The organism is Actinotalea sp. JY-7876 (assembly GCF_014042015.1).
In the GTDB taxonomy this organism is placed as follows: Bacteria; Actinomycetota; Actinomycetes; order Actinomycetales; family Cellulomonadaceae; genus Actinotalea.
The window spans coordinates 2,944,554-2,963,976 of record NZ_CP059493.1 but is presented as its reverse complement, the minus strand read 5'-3'; the positions used below and the strand labels follow the sequence as shown (position 1 = coordinate 2,963,976).

Sequence of the window (19,423 nt, the reverse complement as noted above, 5' to 3'; positions counted from 1 at the left end):
GGGCTCCTGACGTGATCACGTCGCCGGCGCGGTCACCAGCTCTCGTCGAGCTCGATCTCCTCGGGCGCGTCGCTCGCGGCGGGCCGCTGTCCGCGGGCACCGGCGCGGGCGCCGGCGCCGAGGGCCGCGGCGGACTGCTCGCCGTCGACCTCGACGTCGGGCGCGAGGTAGCCACCGCCGGCGCCACGGCGGCGCTTGGACGAGCCGCTGCCCGCCGCCCCACCGCCGCCCATGGGCATCGCGCCCGCGCCGCCGCCGCGGGCGCCTGCCGCACCGGCCGCGCCGCCGGCTGCACCACCGGGCACGAGCCCCGTGGTCCCACTCGCCCCGGGCGTGCCGATGCCGGTGGCGCCACCACGGGCGCCCGCGAGGCCGCCGGCCCCGCCCCGGCCCGCGTCAGCGGCTCCGGCACCACCGACGGCGCCCGGGGCGCCCATGGCGCCCACCACGCCGCCGGGCCCCCCGGCGCCGCCGCCGGCGGCCGCTCCGAGGCCACCGATGCCCCGCGCGGCGGCACGGCCGAGGGCCGCCGCGCCGAGCGCCGCCCCACCGATGGCGGCGCCGCCGGCGAGAGCGCCGCCCCCGACGCCGTAGCCGCCACCACCGCCGCTGCCGCCGCCGAAGAAGCCGCCCTGCCCGCCGCCGGATCCGCCGCCGTTCCCGTTCCCGGGCAGCGTTCCGGTCACCGTGCCGTCGACCGAGCCGCCGCCGCCGTTCCCGCCTTCGTTGTTGCCGCCGCCCCCGGTGTTGCCCGGCCCGGTCTCCTCACCCGGGTAGAGGACGCCGCCGTTGCCGCCTCCGCCGTTGCCGCCACCACCGTTCTCGTTGCCGCCGCCGCCGAGGCCACCCGGGATCCACTGGCCGACCTGGGCGACGCCGGTCCCCGTCGCGGGACCACCGCCGCCGCCGGGAGCGCCCATGCCGGGGCCGCTCCACGAGGGGGCGCCACCGCCGTAGGTCGGCGCGCTGGGGAACGGTGACGGGCGGGAGGGCCCGCCACCGCCGTCGCCGCCGTCCCCGCCGTCGCCACCGCTGCTCTCGGAGAAGGCGTTCATGGCGGCGGTCTCCGCAAGCGTCATCTCCGCGGCGAACGTGGTCATGGCCTGCTCGGCCGCGGCCTCGCGCTCCGCGGCCTTCTGCTGCGCGAAGTAGGTCTGGGCGGCGGCCGGTGGCATGCTCCCCACGCCCGGGACCGTCACGGGCATCCCCGTGAGGTGGCCGTGCTGGACGATGGTCTCCTGCCAGGGGTCGAGGTCGGACGGCGGCAACGAGGCGTACGCCTCCTGGGCACGGGCCACGGAACCGGCGGCGTCGGTCGTCACGGTGGCCAGCTTGGTGAGCCCGTCCGCGTAGGACTTGAACTGGCCGCTGACCTGGTTGAACGCCTCCCATGCGGCATCGGCCGACTGACCCGTCATGCCCGGGTCCGAGCCGATCGACTGCAGCATCCCGGCCTGGAGGTCGATCTCCGTGGCGGTCGTCGTCAGGTCGTCGGCGCGCTTCTGCGCCACCGTCAGGTCGGCCTTCTCGGTCTTGGCGAGGGCGTCCTCGTTGGTTCCCATCACGGTTCCCTTCTGGTGGCGGTGGACGCTGCGGTGCGGCGGCGCCGGAGGAGGAGGACTGCGGCGACCACGAGGCCGACCAGGAGGGCGCCGATGCCCAGGGCGATCGGCACGACCGGGGTCGCGGCGTCGGTCGCCGTGGCGGAGTCGTCGGCGGGCGCGGGGGTCGCCTCCGGGGTGGGCGCCGGCGTCGGCTCGGCCGTGGCGGTCGGGCGTGCGTCGGCCATGGCGGCGAGCACCTGTCGCGTCGTGGGGACGGCGTCGACGTCGTCGAGCGGCCGCAGGAACGGGTTCTCGTCGGGGTAGGTGGTGGGGTCGGCGTCCATGAGCCGGCTGACCGAGACGGGGCCGTAACCCCACTGGTCGTCGTGGAGGGGCTCCTCGTTCTCCACCGCGGTGTTGCGGATGAGCGCCTGGATCATCTGGTTGCCCGTGGCCTCGGGGTGCTGGGACCACGCGAGGGCCAGGACGCCGGCGGTCCACGGCGTCGCATAGCTCGTGCCCCAGACGAGCTGGTAGTCCTGCCAGGAGCCGTCCCCCGGGACGGGCGCGAGGATGTCCGCGCCGGGGGCGACCACCCCCATGTAGGGGTGGCTCGTCGTGTACGAGCCCTCGTCGAGCTGGAGGTTGGCGTCCGCCATCTCGACCATGACGACGCCGTTGCCCTCGGCCGGGTACATGGGGGCGTAGCCGCCGTCGTTGTTGGGCGCCCCCAGGATCACGGCGCCGGCCGCGTGGGCCCGCGCGACGGCCAGGCCGATGGGCTCGTTCCACAGCCCACCGCTGGACATGCTGATGATGCGGGCGCCCTGGGCGACCGCGTCGTCGATCGCGTTCGCGATGGGGTAGCCGTAGTCGGCGACGCCGTCCGGTCTGATGCAGTCCGGGCGGTCCTGGGACGGGGTCTCCTCGTACCACCCGGGCGGGCGCATCGAGTAGTGCAGCACCGTGGCACCCGGCGCGACCCCGCGGACGCCGGGCTGTCCGCCGGCGCCCGCCCCGGTGCCGACCAGGAGCGAGATGATCGTCGTCGCGTGCTCGGCGGTGGCGTCGGTGGCGGTCTCGGTGGGGGTCTGGCCGTCCGGCGCCCCGCAGAAGCTGTCGCGCACCACGAGGTTCGCGCCCACGAGATCGGGCGCTGCCGGGTTCACCGGGCCGTCGATCACGGCGATGGTGATGCCCTCGCCGGTGCTGCGCTCGTGCGCGGCCGCGACGCCCGTCTTGGTGTAGTACCAGAGGCCACCGTCCGCGGGGTCCGCCGCGGCCGACGCCGGGGCCGCGACCGACACGCCCGCGACGAGCGCGACCGCCGAGGCGACCGCGCGCCACCGGCTCACTTCTCGGTGTCCCACTCGGGCTGGATCGTGGGGCCCGACGACGTCGAGGGCGTCGCGGGTGTCGGGGGCATCCAGGGGGTGAGCAGCGGCGGGTCCATGAGCGGGCGCGGGGCCCACGGACCGGGTGTCGTGGCGCCCGGCGCGTACGGCCCGTACGGCGGCGTCGTGGTCGGCGCAGGCATCTCCGGCGGCGTCTGCGCGCGCTCGAGGAGCCTCGCGAGCTCGGCCCGGGCGTCGTCGTCGAGCGTCGTGAGGTCCGCCGCGTTCTGCTCCAGGGTGTCGCACAGGTCCTTGACGCGGCCCCACAGCGTGCGCAGGTTCGCCTCGGCCGTGTTGAGCGCGTTCCGCATGCTCGTGCGGAACTGCACGGCCGGCGGGGCCGACGACCAGGTCGTCGACGTCTGAGCGGCCCTGACGTTGATGATCTGCGGGAGGAAGTCCTCTTCGATGTCGTCGAACAGCCCGTTGAGCTGCTGCACGCGGTACTTGACGACCTCGGGTGTCAGTTCGACCTGCGTCACGCTCTCGTCCTCCATCGATCCCCCAGCCGGTGGTGGCGGCGCCACGCCCCCAACCCGGCGGTGGGTTGGGGGCGAGCGTCACGAACACCGGGTCACGCGCGCGGTGCGCGCCGTGTGCCCTGCGTCGCCGCGTCGTGCAGCGAGGTCCTGCCGGCCGTCAGGCCGGCCGGCTCACCAGCGGGCGGCGTTGTTCTTCTCGGTCGAGTTGTACTCCTGGCCCGACGTGTCGACCGCGCGGCCGATGTCCGTCAGGAGTGCCTTCATGTCGGTGATGGCCGACGTCCACTTGGCCTTCGCGGCCTCGTAGGACGAGGACGCCTCGCCGGACCAGTTCGCGCGCAGCGGCTGGAGCGAGCGGTCCATGTCGCCGAGCTTGGCCTCGATCTGGTTCGCACCGGTCGAGATGTCCGCGGCCGCCGTGGAGAGGGCGGAGAAGTTGACCTTCAGGTCGCTCATCGATGTGCCTTTCTGCCTGGTCGGGTTCAGCCGAGCCGGCTGGTGAGGCGGGCCATCGAGCTGGACTGAGCCTCGTCGGACGCGGTGTACGTGCTCTGCGACTGCAGGAGGTTGTTCTCGAACTCGTTGAGGGCGCTGATGATCTTCTTCGCGTCCTCCTCCCAGCGCTGCATGAGCGTGTTGAACGCCGTGGCGCCCTGACCGATCCAGGCCCCACGCATGCCCTCGAGCTTGCCGCGGAGAACAGAGAGCTCGTTCTCGAGCTCTCCACGCGACTGCGCGACGGCGGATGCGCCGGCCTTGAGCGCACCATCGGCTGCGGAAACTTCTCCAGCCATAGCCACCTCCCCCTACTACGACCCCAGCAGGGCCAACGAAGGACCCGACCGGACCGGCAGGGTCGGCACCCGTGGTGCCGAGGGCGACATTAGGTACGGGCCGCACCGGGTGCAACAGCAAAGATCAACTGTGCACGGAGTCTCCACGACTCGTCACGCGTTCGGGTGACGCGCGACCGACCGACGGGCGGTGCATGGCGGCGCCGGTCCTGCTCACTATGCTGACGTGCCGACGCACGGCCCGCCACGACCGAAGGACCGGGATGACCGCAGCCACCTCGACCGCCGGCGCCCTCGGGACGCTCCTGCGGGTCTCGGTGACCGCCGGGGAGCGCACCGTTGACCTCGGTGCCCCGGGCAACGTCCCCGTCGCCGAGCTGGTGCCGGGCCTGGCGCGCACGCTCGGCCTCCTCGACGCGGCCACCGTGCACGGCGGCTTCCGGCTGGTCCGCACGGACGGCCGTCCCGTGGACTCCGACCGGAGCCTGCAGGCGCAGGGCGTCGAGGACGGGTCGGTGCTCACGCTGGAGCCGGGTGCCCACGTGGCCGACGTCCGCGTCTACGACGACGTCGTCGAGGCCGTCGCGGACGCGGTCGAGGGGCAGTACGCGCCGTGGACCGCCCGCGACTCCGCGCTCACGGCCGTCGTCGCGGCGACGGCGTTCCTCCTCACCGGCGCCGCGCTCCTGCTCGGCGCCGACCAGGCGTCCCTCTTCCCGCCGGTCGTCGCGGCGGCCGGCGCACTCCTCGTCCTCGGGGCGGCCGCCGTCGTGGGCCGGGTGGGCGGGCACGACGTCGGTGCGCGCGCGCTGGTGCTCACCGCGAGCGTCTTCGGCCTGGTGGCCGGGCTGACGGCCGGGACCGGTGCGCCCTCGTGGGGCATGCCCGCCACGCTCGGCGGCGTCGGCATGCTGGTGGTCGCGGTGATCGGCATCCCGACCCTGCCCTCCGGCCGGGAGATCTGCGTGGCCCCGGGGGTCCTCGGCCTGACGCTGGGCGTCGTGGGCGCCGTCGTCGCGGGGACGGGGGCCGCACCCGGGGCGGTGCTCGCGGTCGTGGTCGCGGTCGCGGTCACCGCCGGCAACGCGATCCCGTGGCTGGCGCTCGCCAGCACCCCGCTGCGGGTGATCTCCCCGCGCAGCGACGCCGAGATCCTGCTGGACCCCGTCGCGATCGACCCCGACGAGGTGCGCGAGCAGTACGGGCGCGGGCACCGCCTGCAGGTGGCGCTGCGGGTCGCCGTCGGCGCGCTGGCGATCGCCGCCGCACCCGCCGTGGTCGCCACGGGGGTCGCCGGGACGCTGCTGCTCACCGCCGCCTTCGTGGGCATGCTCCTCGGGGTCCGGCAGACGTACTCGCGCCACGACGTCCTCGTCGTCATGGGCGCCGGGATCCTGGGCCTGACCGTCACGGGCGTCCTGGCTGCGGCCGCACACCCCGAGTGGCGCAGCGCCCTCGCGATGGGTGCCGGTGGCGCCGCGGCGCTCGTCATCGCGCTGAGCCTGGTCGCACCCCGGCAGCGGGTGGCGATGGGCCGCGCGGCGGACACGCTCGAGCTGCTCTGCCTGGCGCTGCTGCTGCCGCTCGGCATCGCAGCGGCGGGGCTGGTCTGACCGGTGGCGAACAAGAAGGACCTCGTCGAGGCCCAGACCTTCAGCCGGCGACGCCTCCTGACGGCCTTCGTGTCCGGGGCGCCGGGCGGTCGCGAGCTCGAGCCGACCAAGCCGCTGCGCGCCGTGATCACGGGCGTCGCGCTGACGGGCCTGCTCGTCGTGGGCAGCCTCGTCTTCGGGCTCCTCGTGCCCGGCCTGCCGAACGGCTGGGACCACAACTCCCTCATCGTCACGCGCGACGCGGGGGCGCGGTACGTGGCGCTCGACGGCACCCTCTACCCGGTCCTGAACACCGCCTCGGCGCGCCTGCTCATCGAGGGCGAGTACCGCGTCATCCAGGTCGACGACGACAAGATCGCGTCCGCGCCGCGCGGCGAGACCCGCGGGATCCCCGGCGCCCCGGACGACCTGCCCACGCCCGCGTCGCTCATCTCCTCGGGGTGGCTCTCGTGCACGGAGCCGCAGGGCGGCCTCGCGACGGTCCTGGCGACCGGCGAGATCCCCGACACGGTCCGCGCCGAGCTCGCCGAGGCCGAGGCGGAGGGCGCCACCCCGCCCGGGCTGCTCGTCCAGACCGGCGGCGACCTCTTCCTGGTGAGCGAGGGCCTGCGGCACCTCATCCCCCGTGCCGATGCGCCGGCGGTGCTCCGCGCGCTCGGCCAGGAGACGGTGCTGCCGTGGGAGGTCAGCGGGCAGTGGCTCAACCTGTTCCCCGAGGGGGCCGACCTCGACCCGCTCACGACCCCGGGAGCGGGCGAGCCGCTGCCCGACGGCGCGCCCGCACCGCCCGGCGCCGTGGTCGGCTCCGTCATCTCCGTGACGGACACGGGCGCGCGCTACGTCGTCGACGGGGCAGGCGCCCTCGCGCCGCTGAGCCCCTTCGCGCTCGAGCTGTACCGCATCGGCTCCGGTGTCGTGGTCGGCCAGGACGTCGAGGTGCAGGCGGCGCAGATCAAGGCGATGGCGAACACCGACACGGCCGCCGGCGGCGCCGACTGGCCCACCGAGGTCCCCGGGTCGCTGCCCGAGGACGAGGTCGCGTGCGCGTTCCTGCAGACCGAGCCCGAGACGGGGGAGAACCCCGAGGTCAGGCTCGTCTCGCACCCCGACGTCGTGATTGACGTCGGACGCCAGGTGGTCCACGTCCAGCCGGCGGCCGGAGCCCTCGTGCACGCCACCGCCGGGCCGGGCATGACGGGCCCGACCCTGCTGGTCGACCAGACGGGCCGCGCGTTCCCGCTGCCCGGCGCGAGCGAGGAGCTCCTGGGCCGCCTCGGCTACACGCCGGACGACCTGGTCGACGTGCCGCGGGAGTGGATGAACCTCTTCCCGGCCGGCCCCGCGCTCACCGTCGAGGGCGCCATGCAGGCCGCGGAGCCCGTCCAGGCGGCCGGGTGACCTCGCGCGCGCGGGGCGCCGTCGCCTCGCTCGCCGCGGGCGCGGCCCTGCTGGTGGCCGTCGCGCCGGCGAGCGCTGCCCCCGCGACGTCCGGCGCGCGGACCGCCGTGGCCGGCTGCGACGTCGAGCGCGTCACCTACCTGCCGGACGAGCCGCCCGCGCTGGGCCGCCTCGGCGCGCGGCAGGCGTGGGAGCGCGCGACCGGCGCCGGGGTGACGGTGGCCGTCGTGGACTCGGGCGTGGACGTGCGCAACGCGCACCTCACGTCCGCGGTGGTCCCCGGGGCCGACGTCGTCGGCATGGGCGGCGACCCGAGCGGCTGGTCCGACAGCGCGGGGCACGGCACCGCCGTCGCCGGGATCATCGGGGCGCGTCCGGTCGCCGGGTCGGGACTCGTCGGGCTGGCACCGGAGGCCACGATCCTGCCGGTCCGCATCTACTACGACGACAGCGACCAGGGCGCCGCGGCCGGGGTCGACGTGCAGACGGGTCGGATCGCCCAGGGCATCCTGTGGGCCGCCGAGAACGGCGCGCAGATCATCAACGTCTCCATCAGCAGCACGACCGACGACCCGGCCCTGCGGGACGCGGTGCGGGTGGCGACCGAGCGCGGGTCACTCGTGGTGGCGAGCGCCGGGAACCGGGCGACGGCGGAGGACACCTCCGACTCGCCCCGGTACCCGGCGGCCTACGAGGAGGCGCTCGCGGTCACGGCGGTCGACGCGGGCGACAGCGCGACCCAGGACGCCATCCACGGGCCGCACGTCGAGATCGCGGCGCCCGGCACCGACGTCATCACGACCTACCACGCCGCGGGGGACTGCGTCCTCGGCGGCGAGGTCTCCACGAGCTACGCGACGGCGTACGTCAGCGCGGCCGCCGCGCTGGTCGCGCAGGCGCACCCGCAGGAGACGCCGGCGCAGTGGGCGCACCGGCTGATGGTGACGGCGGCGCGGTTCACCGTCGACCAGCGGGACGACTGGGTCGGCTGGGGCGTGGTGCGCCCGCCCGCCGCGCTGACGTTCGTCGACGACGGGTCCGCGCCGGGGCCGCCCAGCCCGGTCCACGAGCGTCCCGCCGTCGAGGTGCCGCCGCCGGCCGAGCTGGAGCTCGGCGCCCACGAGGACGTCCTCGCGCCCGTGCAGGCCGCGTCGTCCTGGTGGGCGCTCGCCGGCCTCGGGGCGTGCGTCGGGGCGCTGATCGTCTCGCGGCTCACGACGCGGCGGCGGCGTCGGGTGCCGGCCTGAGGCGAACGAGGCGTCCTCCCGGCTCAGGTTCCGTCCCCGACGTGCCGATATGTCAGGCAGGCCTCGACCCGGGGTGGTCCCGGCCTGCCCGCGCGAGGCGGTGGTCACAATGTCAACGACGCGCACAGGAGTGATGACACCGATGGCGACGCCCGGATCCGTGCCCGCGAGCATGGGCAAGCGACTGCTGGCGGCCGTGATCGACGGCGCGGCGGCCACGGTCCTGGGCGGCGCGTTCGTCGTCGCCGGCACGATGTCCTCGCTGCGCGAGCTCTCGGAGGCACCCGGTGGGGCGGTCTCGCCGCTCGTGCTGGTCGGCGCGCTGCTGCTGCTGGGCCTGGGCGTCGTCCAGTGGTGGTTCCAGGGCACGCGCGGCTACACGATCGGCAAGCGCCTGGTGGGCCTGAGGACGCTCTCGGCCGAGACGGGGCGGCCCATCGGGATGGGCCGCGCGCTGGTGCGGCTCCTGGTGCCGGCGGCGGGCTCGCTCGTCCTCGGCGTCGGTCAGGCCCTCGTGTACGCCTCGCCCTTCTTCGACGCGTCCGGTCGGCGGCAGGGATGGCACGACAAGGCGGCCGGGTCGATGGTGTTCGACGTCGCCGTGGGCGTGGACCCCGCCGCGGCGCCCGCCGCCCCCGACGTCGCGCGGCGCATCGACGGGCTGCTGGCCGGCCCCGGCGCGCCGCGGCCGGTCCCCGCGCCGGTCGCCGACCTCGTCGCGCCGCCCCCGCCCCCCGCGCCCACGGCGATCCTCGCGCCGCAGCTCCCGCTGACGCCGCCCGGCGGCGGGGTGCAGGTCGACCCGCTCAGCGCCTGGGCCGGGCCGGTGGCGGCGGTCCCGGGCGCGGTGCCCGCTCCGACCTCCGACGCGCCTGCGCCTGCCCCGGCGCCGGCACCTGCGCCTGCTCCGGCGCCCGCTCCGGCACCCGCGCCTGCGCCCGCGCCGGCACCCGCGCCCGCCGAGGACGCCTCGGCGACCCCCGCGGACCACCTGATCTCGCACGTCCCCGGTGCTGTCGCCCGGCCGCGGATGCCGGCGCCCGGCGCGCCCGACGTGACGCGGGTCCCCGTGCCGACGGATGCTGCTGGGGTGACAGCCGAGCAGCCCGTCGTGCCGCCCGCCCTGGGCGCCACCCCGCCGCTGGACGACGACGTCGAGCGCACCCGCCTGGGGCACGCGAGCCGCCGGGCGGTACCGGAGGTCGCGCACGGGGGCCGTGCGGTGCCGCGGGCCACCCTGCAGCTCTGGGACGGCAGCACCCTGGACCTCGCGGGCACCGCGCTCGTCGGGCGCAACCCCGCCCCGCGCGACGGCGAGCCCGAGCCGGACCGGTTGCTCGCCGTACCCGACCCCGGGCGGTCGGTCTCCAAGACCCACCTGGTGCTCGGCGTCGACGCCGAGGGCGTCTGGCTGCGCGACCGCAACTCGACCAACGGCACGATCGTCACGCTCGGGGACGGTCAGCAGATCCTCTGCGCCCCCGAGCAGAAGGTCCGCGTGCCCGACCGGGCGTCGGTCGCGTTCGGGGACTTCTGGCTCACGGTCGCGGGCTGAGCGCGGCGGCCGCCGCACGGCGCGGCGACCGTGTCGCGCGCAGCCCGTCGACCGTCAGGACCACGAGCGCGAGCCACACGAGGCCGAACCCGATCCAGCGCGCCGTGGGCATCTCCTCACCGAAGACCAGCACCCCGACGAGGAACTGCAGCGTCGGGGCGACGTACTGGAGCATCCCGACGACGCTGAGCGGGAGCCGCCGCGCCGCCGCGCCGAACATGAGCAGCGGCACCGCGGTGACGACGCCCAGCCCGACGAGGAGCGCGACGTGGCCCCCGCCGTGCGCCCCGAACGCCGCCGCGCCGCTGAGCCCGAGCCAGGCGAGGTAGGCGCCCGCCACCGGGGTGAGCACGGTCGTCTCGACCGCCAGGCTCGCGACGGCCGGCACGGTGCGCCCCACCCGGTTCTTCAGCAGCCCGTACAGGCCGAAGGTGGCGGCCAGGACCAGCGCGATCCAGGGCAGGCGCCCGACCCCGACGGTGATGACCACGACGGCGACGGCGCCGATCCCCAGGGCGGCCCACTGCGCCGGACGCAGCCGCTCACCGAGGAGCACGACCGCGAGCACGACGGTCACCAGGGGGTTGATGTAGTACCCGAGCGCGGTGTCCACGGTGTGGCCGCTGAGGACGCCGAAGACGAAGACGAGCCAGTTGAGCGCCACGAGCACGCCGGCCACCGCCAGGGTGCCGAGCATCCGCGGGTCGCGCAGGGCGCGGACGTACGCGCTCCACGAGCCGGTGACGCGCAGGAGCACCAGGCAGAAGACCAGCGACCAGACGACGCGGTGGGCGATGATCTCCACCGGCCCCGCCGGCTCGAGCAGCGGGAAGTACAGGGTGAGGAAGCCCCACAGGAGGTAGGCGCCGAACCCGAGGGCGAGCCCGGTGCGGTCCGCCGCCGGTGCGCCCGACGGCGTCTGGTCCCCGGGCGCGCGCACGGGGCAAACCTACGCCGCCTACACTGGATCCAGCGTCCTGGCGTGGCGCGCCGTCGCCGTGCGAACGGTGCCCCGCCGCCCCCCACCGGAAGGCACCCCGCTCCGTGAGCAGCACTCGTCCCCTGCGCGTGGCCGTCGTCGGCGCCGGACCTGCCGGCATCTACGCCGCCGACATCCTGTCCAAGTCGGACCTCGACGTCTCGATCGACCTGTTCGAGCGGCTGCCGGCGCCCTTCGGCCTCGTGCGCTACGGCGTCGCGCCGGACCACCCGCGGATCAAGCAGATCATCGTGGCGCTCCACAAGATCCTCGACCGCGGCGACATCCGGCTGCTCAGCAACGTCGACTACGGCACGGACATCGACCTGGACGACCTGCGCCGGTTCTACGACGCCGTGATCTTCTCCACGGGCGCCATCCGCGACGCCGAGCTGCCCATCCCGGGGATCGACCTGCCGGGCTCGTTCGGCGCGGCCGACTTCGTCTCCTGGTACGACGGGCACCCCGACGTCCCCCGCACGTGGCCGCTCGAGGCGAAGAACGTCGCCGTCATCGGCGCCGGGAACGTCGCCCTGGACGTCGCCCGCATCCTCGCCAAGCACCCCGAGGACCTCCTGCCCACCGAGATCCCGGACAACGTCCACCAGGGGCTGCTCGCGAACCCCGTCACGGACGTGCACGTCTTCGCCCGCCGCGGGCCGGCGCAGGCGAAGTTCAGCCCCCTCGAGCTGCGCGAGCTCGGCCACGTGCCCGACGTGGACGTCATCGTCTACCCCGAGGACTTCGACTTCGACGAGGGCTCGATGGCGGCCATCCACTCCTCGAACCAGACCAAGCAGGTCGTCAAGACCCTCACGGACTGGACCCTCAAGGAGCCCGAGGAGCTGACGGCGAGCCGCCGCATCCACCTGCACTTCCTGCACAAGCCGGTCGCGGTGCTCGGCACCGAGCACGTCGAGGGCCTGCGCACCGAGCGCACGGTGCTCACGGGCGACGGGTCGGTCGCCGGGACCGGGCAGACGCACGACTGGCCGGTCGAGGCGGTCTACCGCGCCGTCGGGTACTTCGGGTCCCCCCTGCCGGGCCTGCCGTTCGACGAGATCGGCGGCGTCATCCCGAACCGCGAGGGCCGCGTGGTCGAGGCGGACGGGCAGCCGCTGCCCGGGGTCTACACGACCGGGTGGATCAAGCGTGGCCCCGTGGGGCTCATCGGCCACACCAAGTCCGACGCGACGGAGACCGTCCGGCACCTCGTGTCCGACGCCGAGACGCTGCCGCGCGCGAGCGAGCCCGACCCCGACGCCGTCACCGCGTTCCTCACGCAGCGCGGCGTCGGCCACGTCGAGTGGTCCGGCTGGATGCTGCTCGACGCGTACGAGCAGGCGCTCGGCGAGCCGCACGGGCGTCAGCGCATCAAGGTGGTCCCGCGCGAGGAGATGCTCGCGATCATCCGCGGCGAGGCCTGACCGGCGCGGACCCGGTGCGGACCCCGCCGGGGTCCGCACCGTGTCACGCGAGGCGGCGCAGGAAGTCGCGGGTGCGGGGTTGCTGCGGGTCGCCCAGCACCTGCTCGGGTGTGCCCCGCTCGTGGACGCGCCCGGCGTGCAGGAAGCACACCTCGTCGGCGACGTGACGCGCGAACCCCATCTCGTGCGTCGCGACGACCATGGTCATGCCCTCGCCCTTGAGCTCGACGAGCAGGTCGAGGACCTCGCCCACGAGCTCGGGGTCGAGCGCGCTCGTCACCTCGTCGAGCAGCATGAGGCGCGGGGACGTCACGAGCGAGCGGGCGATGGCCACGCGCTGCTGCTGACCGCCCGAGAGCTGGTCGGGGAACGCCCGGGCCTTGTCGGCGAGCCCGACGCGCTCGAGGATCGCGAGCGCCGCGCCCTCGGCCTGCGCCCGCGGCGTCCGGTGCACCAGCCGCGCCGCGAGCGTCACGTTGTCGATGACGCGCATGTGCGGGAAGAGGTTGAAGGCCTGGAACACCATGCCCATGCGCGCGCGGTCCGCGTCGGCGTCGCGGCGCGGGTCGGTGATGTCCTCGCCCTCGAGCAGGATGACCCCGTCGTCGACCTCCTCGAGCAGGTCGACCGTGCGCAGGAGCGTGGACTTGCCCGATCCCGACGCGCCGATGAGTACGACGCACCGGTGCGCGTCGACGTCGAGGTCGACGCCGTCCAGGACGACGTGGTCGCCGTAGGCCTTGCGCACCCCCCGCACGCTCAGCAGCGGGGACCCCGGCCCGGGCCCGGTCATCGCAGCGGTCCGGCGCCGGCGACGCCGGCCGTCGCGCCGAGCCACCCGCCCCGTCGGGCCAGTGCCTCGGTGAACCGTGTGAGCGGCACGGTGAGCAGGACGAAGAGGAAGCCCGCGACGACGTAGGGCGTGAAGTTGGCGTGCACCGACGTCTGGATCTGCGCGGCGCGCACGGCGTCGATCGCGCCGAGGATCGAGATGAGCCCCGAGTCCTTCTGCAGCGAGACGAGGTCGTTGAGCAGCGCCGGGACGACGCGGCGCACGGCCTGGGGCAGGACGACCCGGCGCATGGTCTGCGCGCGGCTCAGGCCCAGCGAGCGCGCGGCGGCCACCTGCGAGGGGTGCACCGACTCGATCCCCGCGCGGAAGACCTCGGCGACGTAGGCCGAGTACGTCAGGACCAGCGCCAGGCCACCGAGCACGACCGCCTGCGTCGGGATGCCGTGGAGCCGCAGGCCCGGCAGGCCGAAGCCCACCAGCAGCAGCACCAGGATCAGCGGGAGGCCGCGGAAGACGTCCACGTAGGCCGTCGCGGCGAGGCGCAGGGGGAAGAACACGGGACCGCGCAGCGTGCGCGCGATCGCGAGCGCGAGGGCGACCACCACGACGACGACGGCGCACACCGCCATGACGCGGAGGTTGAGCCAGAGCCCCTCCAGCACCGTGGGCAGGGACTGGAGGGCCACGTCGAGGTCGAAGAACGACTGCCGCACGCGCGGCCAGCCCGGCGAGCTGACGAGCGCGAGGACCGCGACGGCGGTGAGCGCGACGGTGCTCGCGATCGCCACGAGCGTGGAGCGCACCGCCCGGCTGCGCCGGTAGGCGAGGCGCTCGACCTGAAGGGGCGACGGCGTCCAGGCGCTCACGTCACTCGAGGACCGGCGCACCGGCGGCGTCGGTCAGCCACTGCGTCTCGAGCTCGGCCAGCGTGCCGTCCTCGCGCAGCGCGTCGACCGCGGCCGTGACCGCCGCGGTGAGGTCGCTGCCCTTGTCCAGGACGAGCCCGAACTGGTCCGGTGCGTCGCCCGCCGGGAGCTGACCGACCAGGATGCCGCCGTCGAGCTCGGCCGCCGTGATGTACAGGGCCGTCGGCAGGTCGACGACGATCGCGTCGACCAGGCCGGCGGACAGGGCCTGCTTCACCTGGTCGTTGTCGTTGAAGAGCTGCACGGGCGAGGACGGTGCGATCGCCTCCTGCGCCACCTGGGCGCTCGTCGTGCCCACCATCGCGCCGATCCGCAGGGCGGCGAGGGCGGCGAGCGAGGCGGCGTCGGCGGCCGGGCTGCCCTCGAGCGTCACCACGGCCTGCGCGGTGTCGTAGTAGCTGGACGAGAAGTCGAGGTTCGCGCGGCGCTCGTCGCTGATCGAGACCTGGTTGATCGCGATGTCGAAGCTCTTCGCGCCCGGCGCGATGATCTGGTCGAACGTCACGGTGACCCACTCGACGTCGTCCTCGTCGTAGCCGAGCTCGGCCGCGACGGCGTAGGCCACGGCCGACTCGAAGCCCTCGCCGGTGGTGGGGTCGTTGCCGACGACCCAGGGCTCGTAGGCCGGGTCCGAGGTGCCGATGGTCAGGACGCCCTCCGAGAGGGTCGGCAGGGCGTCGCCGTCGGCCGTGGCGTCGCCGCCGTCCTGGTCGTCGACGGGGGCGCACGCCCCGAGCGCCAGGGCGCTCGCGGCGGCCAGGGCGAGCAGACGGGAGGTGCGCACGGGGACTCCAGAGGTCGAGGGGCCGGGCGCGCCGAGTGTATGGGAACGTCGGCGGGCGTCACGGCGTTGTCCCAGGTGGCAAGCACGGCGCCGGGCACGGCCGCGCGGCGCTCGGGGGACCGCGAGATGAGGGGGTCACGGTGGGACGGCGGTACGTCAACGCGCTCAAGACGGCGGCGCTCTTCGGCGTCATGTGGGCGGTGCTGCTCGGGATCGGGAGCGTCGTGGGGGAGGGGCGCTACCTGCTCCTGTTCACCGGCCTCGGCCTGGTGGGGACGGCCTACGGCTACTGGAACTCCGACACGATCGCGATCCGCGCGATGCGGGCGCGGCCCGTGAGCGAGATCGAGCAGCCCGCGATGTACCGCATCGTGCGCGAGCTCTCGACGGTGGCGCGTCAGCCGATGCCCCGGATCTACGTCTCGCCGACCGCGGCGCCCAACGCGTTCGCGACGGGCCGCAACCCACGTCACGCCGCCGTCTGCTGCACGGAGGGGATCCTCACGCTGCTCGACGAGCGCGAGCTGCGGGGCGTGCTGGGCCACGAGCTCATGCACGTCTACAACCGCGACATCCTCACGTCGTCCGTCGCGGCCGCGTTCGCGGGCATGATCACGTCACTGGCGCAGCTGCTGCTCTTCTTCGGCGGTGGTGACCGCGAGCGCGGCGGCAACCCGCTCGCCACGCTGGCGATGGTGTTCCTCGCACCCGTCGCGGCGACGCTCGTGCAGCTCGCGATCAGCCGGACGCGGGAGTACGACGCGGACGAGGGTGGCGCCCAGCTGACGGGCGACCCGCTCGCCCTCGCCTCGGCCCTCGCCAAGCTCGAGCGGGGCACCCAGCGTGTGCCGCTGCCGGCGGACCGTGAGCTGGTGGACGTGTCCCATCTCATGATCGCGAACCCGTTCCGGGGCGGCGGCATGGCCAGCCTGTTCGCGACGCACCCGCCGATGGAGGCGCGCATCGCCCGCCTGCGGCAGATGGCCGGCGTCGTCTGACGCAGGGCCCTGACGTGCGAGAGCCCCGCTCCGGTCGGGACCGGACGGGGCTCTCGTCGCGAGTGGCAGGTGAGGGATTCGAACCCCCGTAGCATGACGCGGCTGATTTACAGTCAGCTCCCTTTGGCCGCTCGGGCAACCTGCCAGGGTGCGGATGGAAGGATAGCAAGTCTGCAGGTGCCCACCGACCATCACGCACGACCGGAGGTAGCAATGGCGTCGGAGTCCTCGTTCGACATCGTCAGCAAGGTGGACCGCCAGGAGGTCGACAACGCGCTGAACCAGGCCGCCAAGGAGGTCTCGCAGCGCTACGACTTCAAGAACATCGGGGCGTCGATCGCGTGGAGCGGCGAGTCCATCGTCATGACGGCCAACTCGGAGGAGCGCGTCAAGGCGGTCCTGGACGTCTTCGAGACCAAGCTCATCCGTCGCGGCATCTCGCTCAAGTCGCTCGAGACGGGCGAGCCCAAGCAGTCCGGCAAGGAGTACCGCCTCGAGGCCGCGATCAAGGAGGGCCTCAGCAGCGAGAACGCCAAGAAGATCTCCAAGATCATCCGCGACGAGGGCCCCAAGGGCGTCAAGGCCCAGATCACGGGGGACGAGCTGCGGGTCTCGGCCAAGAGCCGCGACGACCTGCAGGCCGTCATCGCGCTGCTCAAGGGGGCGGACCTCGACGTCGCCCTGCAGTTCGTCAACTACCGCTGACCTCGTCGGGCACCCGATTTCGCAGGCGCCCCGGAGCCCGTGTACCCTGGCACGCGCTGCCCCGATAGCTCAGTCGGCAGAGCGTCTCCATGGTAAGGAGAAGGTCAAGGGTTCGATTCCCTTTCGGGGCTCTGTTGGTGTCCGGACGCCGGTGACTCACCGGTCGTCCGTCGGCACCGATAGTGGCGGGGTAGCTCAGGTGGTTAGAGCACACGACTCATAATCGTGGTGTCGCGGGTTCGAGTCCCGCCCTCGCTACCACAGTGGACAGGTGGACCGGCCGACGGCCGGGACGCAGACGAGCACGTACCAGAGGCGCCGACTCCCGGCGCGAGAGGTGGCAAGACCGTGGCCAGCAAGTCTCAGGACGTCCGCCCGAAGATCACGCTCGCGTGCGTGGAGTGCAAGGAGCGGAACTACATCACCAAGAAGAACCGTCGGAACGACCCCGACCGGCTCGAGATGAAGAAGTTCTGCCCGCGCGACGGCAAGCACACGCTGCACCGCGAGACCCGCTGACCTGACGCGTCGTGGGCATCAACCCCGCGTACGCCGGGCGCACGTACCCGCCGACGACCGCCTTCGTGGTCGGACGCGAGCACGTGCGCTCGTTCGCGTCTGCCGTGGGTGCCGACCACCCGGCGCACCACGACGTCGAGGCGGCCCGCGCGCTCGGGTACCCCGACGTCGTCGCGCCGCCCACCTTCGCGGTGGTGGTCGCGCAGCGGGCCGAGGCCCAGCTCATCGAGGACCCCGAGGCGGCCATCGACTTCAGCCGGGTCGTGCACGCCGACGAGCGGTTCACCCACCACCGCCCGGTGGTCGCGGGCGACGAGCTCGTGACGGTCCTGCACATCGACGCCGTCACCGAGCGCTCCGGGCTCGCGACCGTCACGACCCGCTGCGAGATCGCGGACGCGGACGGTGCGCCCGTGTCCACCGTCGTCTCCCGCCTCGCCGTCCGGCTCCCGGAGCCCGCGACGCCGGAGGCCGGCGCGTGACCCGCCCCGTCCTCGAGGACCTCGCGGTCGGCGACGTCGTCGGCTCGCGCACCGTGACCCTCACGCGCCGGGACCTGGTGCGCTACGCCGGCGCGAGCGGGGACCTCAACGCGATCCACTGGAACGAGCGCTTCGCGGCCGAGGTCGGTCTGCCCGGCGTCATCGCTCACGGGATGCTGACCATGGGCGCCGCCGTGAACCTGGTCTCCGACTGGGCGGGTGACCCGGGGGCCGTCGTCGACTACGGCACGCGCTTCACGCGGCTCGTGCCCGTGCCCGACCCGGGCGAGGCCGTCGTCGAGGTGACCGGCACGGTCGGCGCGCTGGACGCCGACGCCCGCACGGTGCGGGTGGACCTCACGGTGACCGTCGCCGGCGAGCGGGTCCTGGGCAGGGCGCAGGCGCTCGTCCGCCTCTGACCGGCGCGGGCGGGCACGTCCCGCTCAGGCGGGTGGCGGCGCCGTCGTCGTCCCGAGACGCAGCTCGACGTCGAGCTGCACGGTCGGGGGGGACTCCCCGGCGAGGAGGGCCGCCACCGCGTGGCCCAGGGCCTCGCCCTTGGCGGCCAGGGGCTGCGCGACGGTCGTGAGCACGTCGGGCCCGAGCCACGGCAGGTCCAGGCCGTCGAACCCGGCCACGGACACGTCCTGCGGCACGCGCAGGCCCATCTCGCGCGCGGCGAGCATCACGCCCGCGGCCAGGAGGTCGGACTGCGCCACGACGGCCGTGGGGCGGTCCGGCCCGGCGAGGACGACGCGGCCCGCGGCCTGCCCCTCCTCGACGAGGGAGGCCCGCGCCTCGACGACGAGCGTCGGGCGGACCCCGGCGTCGGTGAAGCCCTCCAGCCGGTGCCGGGTGGGCGTCCAGTCCAGCTCGGCCATGCGCTCGGCGTCGACGACGGCGCAGCGGCGCTCGCCGGCGAAGGGCAGCGTCACCGTGGCGATGCGCTCGTGCCCCAGGCCCACGAGGTGGCGCACCAGCTCGGCCGTGCCGCTGCGGTCGGCGATCCCCACGACGGCGGCGCCGTCGACCTCGGGGCCCTCGCCGACGACGATCGGCACGCCGCGCTGCTGGAGCGCCGCCAGGACCGGGTCGCTGCTGCGCGTGCCCCAGATGAGGACGGCGACGTCCATGGGCGCGCTCGCCAGCAGCGGGTCGAGCCGGGCGCTGTCGGCGTGCGGCGTCGCGGGCACGAGCAGCACCCCGAGCCCCATCGTGCCCAGCGTGCCGACCAGGCCGTCGAGGACCTGGACCGAGACGGGGTCGCGGAAGCTGCGCCGCAGCTCGTCGCCGATGACGACGGCTACGATGCCCGAGCGACCGCTGCGCAACGACCGGCCGAGGGGGTTGGGCCCGGAGTAGGAGAGGGTCTCGGCGGCGGCGAGGACGCGCGAGCGCGTCTCGGCGGCGATCGGTCCGGCACCCGAGAAGGCGAGCGAGGCCGTCGAGACGGAGACTCCCGCCGCGCTCGCGACGTCGGCCAGCGTGGGCCTGCTGTGTGCCATGTCACCTCCTCGGTCGTCCGGTCGCCGGTTGACGGTGCGCCAGCCTATCGGCGAGGATCGACGTGCGGTCTCGAAACGATTCGAAACACCCTCGTCCGAGGGCCGCCCGGCCCGGCGTCGTGCCTCCCGCCCGCCACACCACCTGGATCGAGTCGTCTCGTGCTGCCCCCCGCTCTGCGCCGTCGTGCCCTGCCCCGCCCTGCCCCGTCCGGCCCCACCGCGTCCGGCTCCACCCCGCCCGGCCCCGCCCACCGCGCTCGCCGTGGTCCGGGTCGCCG

General features: G+C 74.6%; 20 protein-coding genes and 3 tRNA genes. 12 read left to right on the top strand and 11 right to left on the bottom strand.

Going from position 1 to position 19,423, the window contains the following annotated elements:
- Positions 1-32: 32 nt before the first annotated feature.
- The 5 genes from H2O74_RS13700 to H2O74_RS13680 all read right to left on the bottom strand — a co-directional run bounded on the left by H2O74_RS13700 (position 33) and on the right by H2O74_RS13680 (position 4,214).
- On the bottom strand, positions 33-1,562 hold the full coding sequence (locus H2O74_RS13700) for a hypothetical protein (protein WP_182112082.1): 1,530 nt from the start codon (positions 1,560-1,562) through the stop codon (positions 33-35).
- Entirely contained in the window at positions 1,562-2,899 is a 1,338-nt protein-coding gene (locus tag H2O74_RS13695) for a S8 family serine peptidase (protein WP_182112081.1), read from the bottom strand. The genes H2O74_RS13700 and H2O74_RS13695 overlap by 1 nt, the downstream gene beginning before the upstream one ends.
- On the bottom strand, positions 2,896-3,420 hold the full coding sequence (locus H2O74_RS13690) for a hypothetical protein (protein ID WP_182112080.1): 525 nt from the start codon (positions 3,418-3,420) through the stop codon (positions 2,896-2,898). The genes H2O74_RS13695 and H2O74_RS13690 overlap by 4 nt, the downstream gene beginning before the upstream one ends.
- Positions 3,421-3,591: 171 nt before the next feature.
- A complete protein-coding gene (locus H2O74_RS13685; protein WP_182112079.1) occupies positions 3,592-3,876 on the bottom strand; it encodes a WXG100 family type VII secretion target in 285 nt (94 codons plus the stop codon).
- 26 nt (positions 3,877-3,902) lie between these two features.
- On the bottom strand, positions 3,903-4,214 hold the full coding sequence (locus tag H2O74_RS13680) for a WXG100 family type VII secretion target (protein ID WP_182112078.1): 312 nt from the start codon (positions 4,212-4,214) through the stop codon (positions 3,903-3,905).
- Positions 4,215-4,477: 263 nt separating this feature from the next.
- Between H2O74_RS13680 and eccD the strand changes: the two genes are divergently transcribed.
- From eccD to H2O74_RS16860, 4 genes are all read left to right on the top strand, one after another.
- Positions 4,478-5,827, top strand: coding sequence for a type VII secretion integral membrane protein EccD (gene eccD, locus H2O74_RS13675; protein WP_182112077.1), 1,350 nt, complete (start codon positions 4,478-4,480; stop codon positions 5,825-5,827).
- A 3-nt stretch (positions 5,828-5,830) separates the two neighbouring features.
- The gene (gene eccB, locus H2O74_RS13670; RefSeq protein WP_182112076.1) at positions 5,831-7,225 is read left to right on the top strand and encodes a type VII secretion protein EccB; all 1,395 of its coding nucleotides are present in this window, start codon (positions 5,831-5,833) and stop codon (positions 7,223-7,225) included.
- Complete coding sequence (locus H2O74_RS13665) at positions 7,222-8,472, top strand: S8 family serine peptidase (protein ID WP_182112075.1); 1,251 nt, start codon at positions 7,222-7,224, stop codon at positions 8,470-8,472. Before eccB ends, H2O74_RS13665 begins: the two co-directional genes overlap by 4 nt.
- Positions 8,473-8,614: 142 nt before the next feature.
- Positions 8,615-10,027, top strand: coding sequence for an RDD family protein (locus tag H2O74_RS16860; RefSeq protein ID WP_182112074.1), 1,413 nt, complete (start codon positions 8,615-8,617; stop codon positions 10,025-10,027).
- Here the strand turns inward: H2O74_RS16860 and rarD are convergent.
- Positions 10,011-10,967: an EamA family transporter RarD gene (gene rarD, locus H2O74_RS13655; protein ID WP_182112073.1), complete on the bottom strand. Its 957-nt coding sequence runs from the start codon at positions 10,965-10,967 to the stop codon at positions 10,011-10,013. The two genes, H2O74_RS16860 and rarD, sit on opposite strands and share 17 nt — an antisense overlap.
- A 104-nt stretch (positions 10,968-11,071) precedes the next feature.
- Here rarD and H2O74_RS13650 point away from each other — a divergent pair, with 104 nt between their 5' ends.
- A complete protein-coding gene (locus tag H2O74_RS13650; RefSeq protein ID WP_182112072.1) occupies positions 11,072-12,433 on the top strand; it encodes an FAD-dependent oxidoreductase in 1,362 nt (453 codons plus the stop codon).
- Between the two features lie 43 nt (positions 12,434-12,476).
- Here H2O74_RS13650 and H2O74_RS13645 read toward each other — a convergent pair whose 3' ends face one another.
- The 3 genes from H2O74_RS13645 to H2O74_RS13635 are packed head-to-tail and all read right to left on the bottom strand — an operon-like array spanning position 12,477 to position 14,936.
- Entirely contained in the window at positions 12,477-13,226 is a 750-nt protein-coding gene (locus tag H2O74_RS13645; RefSeq protein WP_182112071.1) for an amino acid ABC transporter ATP-binding protein, read from the bottom strand.
- The gene (locus tag H2O74_RS13640; RefSeq protein WP_255491641.1) at positions 13,223-14,092 is read right to left on the bottom strand and encodes an amino acid ABC transporter permease; all 870 of its coding nucleotides are present in this window, start codon (positions 14,090-14,092) and stop codon (positions 13,223-13,225) included. Before H2O74_RS13640 ends, H2O74_RS13645 begins: the two co-directional genes overlap by 4 nt.
- Before the next feature lies 1 nt (position 14,093).
- A complete protein-coding gene (locus H2O74_RS13635) occupies positions 14,094-14,936 on the bottom strand; it encodes a transporter substrate-binding domain-containing protein (protein ID WP_182112069.1) in 843 nt (280 codons plus the stop codon).
- A gap of 140 nt (positions 14,937-15,076) precedes the next feature.
- On the opposite strand from H2O74_RS13635, the gene htpX reads away from it, so the two are divergent.
- Positions 15,077-15,934, top strand: coding sequence for a zinc metalloprotease HtpX (gene htpX, locus H2O74_RS13630; RefSeq protein WP_182112068.1), 858 nt, complete (start codon positions 15,077-15,079; stop codon positions 15,932-15,934).
- Positions 15,935-15,997: 63 nt separating this feature from the next.
- Here the strand turns inward: htpX and H2O74_RS13625 are convergent.
- A tRNA-Tyr gene (locus H2O74_RS13625) sits at positions 15,998-16,079 on the bottom strand.
- A 68-nt stretch (positions 16,080-16,147) separates the two neighbouring features.
- Here H2O74_RS13625 and H2O74_RS13620 point away from each other — a divergent pair.
- The 6 genes from H2O74_RS13620 (at position 16,148) to H2O74_RS13595 (ending at position 18,059) form a co-directional block, all read left to right on the top strand.
- Positions 16,148-16,639, top strand: coding sequence for a YajQ family cyclic di-GMP-binding protein (locus H2O74_RS13620; RefSeq protein ID WP_182112067.1), 492 nt, complete (start codon positions 16,148-16,150; stop codon positions 16,637-16,639).
- Positions 16,640-16,697: 58 nt separating this feature from the next.
- Positions 16,698-16,770: transfer RNA gene (locus H2O74_RS13615), tRNA-Thr, on the top strand.
- Between the two features lie 53 nt (positions 16,771-16,823).
- Positions 16,824-16,900: transfer RNA gene (locus H2O74_RS13610), tRNA-Met, on the top strand.
- Between the two features lie 87 nt (positions 16,901-16,987).
- A complete protein-coding gene (gene rpmG / locus H2O74_RS13605) occupies positions 16,988-17,158 on the top strand; it encodes a 50S ribosomal protein L33 (protein WP_182112066.1) in 171 nt (56 codons plus the stop codon).
- A gap of 17 nt (positions 17,159-17,175) precedes the next feature.
- Positions 17,176-17,640, top strand: a complete 465-nt coding sequence (locus H2O74_RS13600) for a MaoC family dehydratase N-terminal domain-containing protein (protein ID WP_370525904.1) — start codon at positions 17,176-17,178, stop codon at positions 17,638-17,640.
- Positions 17,637-18,059, top strand: a complete 423-nt coding sequence (locus tag H2O74_RS13595) for a MaoC family dehydratase (protein ID WP_182112064.1) — start codon at positions 17,637-17,639, stop codon at positions 18,057-18,059. Before H2O74_RS13600 ends, H2O74_RS13595 begins: the two co-directional genes overlap by 4 nt.
- 24 nt (positions 18,060-18,083) lie before the next feature.
- On the opposite strand, the gene H2O74_RS13590 is transcribed toward H2O74_RS13595, so the two are convergent.
- A complete protein-coding gene (locus H2O74_RS13590; protein ID WP_182112063.1) occupies positions 18,084-19,145 on the bottom strand; it encodes a LacI family DNA-binding transcriptional regulator in 1,062 nt (353 codons plus the stop codon).
- Positions 19,146-19,423 lie beyond the last annotated feature (278 nt).

Coding starts and splice junctions, on each gene's coding strand:
- eccD (WP_182112077.1), top strand. CDS start 4,478: ATGACCGCAGCCACCTCGACCGCCGGCGCCCTCGGGACGCTCCTGCGG.
- H2O74_RS13645 (WP_182112071.1), bottom strand. CDS start 13,226: ATGACCGGGCCCGGGCCGGGGTCCCCGCTGCTGAGCGTGCGGGGGGTG.
- H2O74_RS13680 (WP_182112078.1), bottom strand. CDS start 4,214: ATGGCTGGAGAAGTTTCCGCAGCCGATGGTGCGCTCAAGGCCGGCGCA.
- H2O74_RS13685 (WP_182112079.1), bottom strand. CDS start 3,876: ATGAGCGACCTGAAGGTCAACTTCTCCGCCCTCTCCACGGCGGCCGCG.
- H2O74_RS13700 (WP_182112082.1), bottom strand. CDS start 1,562: ATGGGAACCAACGAGGACGCCCTCGCCAAGACCGAGAAGGCCGACCTG.
- H2O74_RS13590 (WP_182112063.1), bottom strand. CDS start 19,145: ATGGCACACAGCAGGCCCACGCTGGCCGACGTCGCGAGCGCGGCGGGA.
- H2O74_RS13620 (WP_182112067.1), top strand. CDS start 16,148: ATGGCGTCGGAGTCCTCGTTCGACATCGTCAGCAAGGTGGACCGCCAG.
- H2O74_RS16860 (WP_182112074.1), top strand. CDS start 8,615: ATGGCGACGCCCGGATCCGTGCCCGCGAGCATGGGCAAGCGACTGCTG.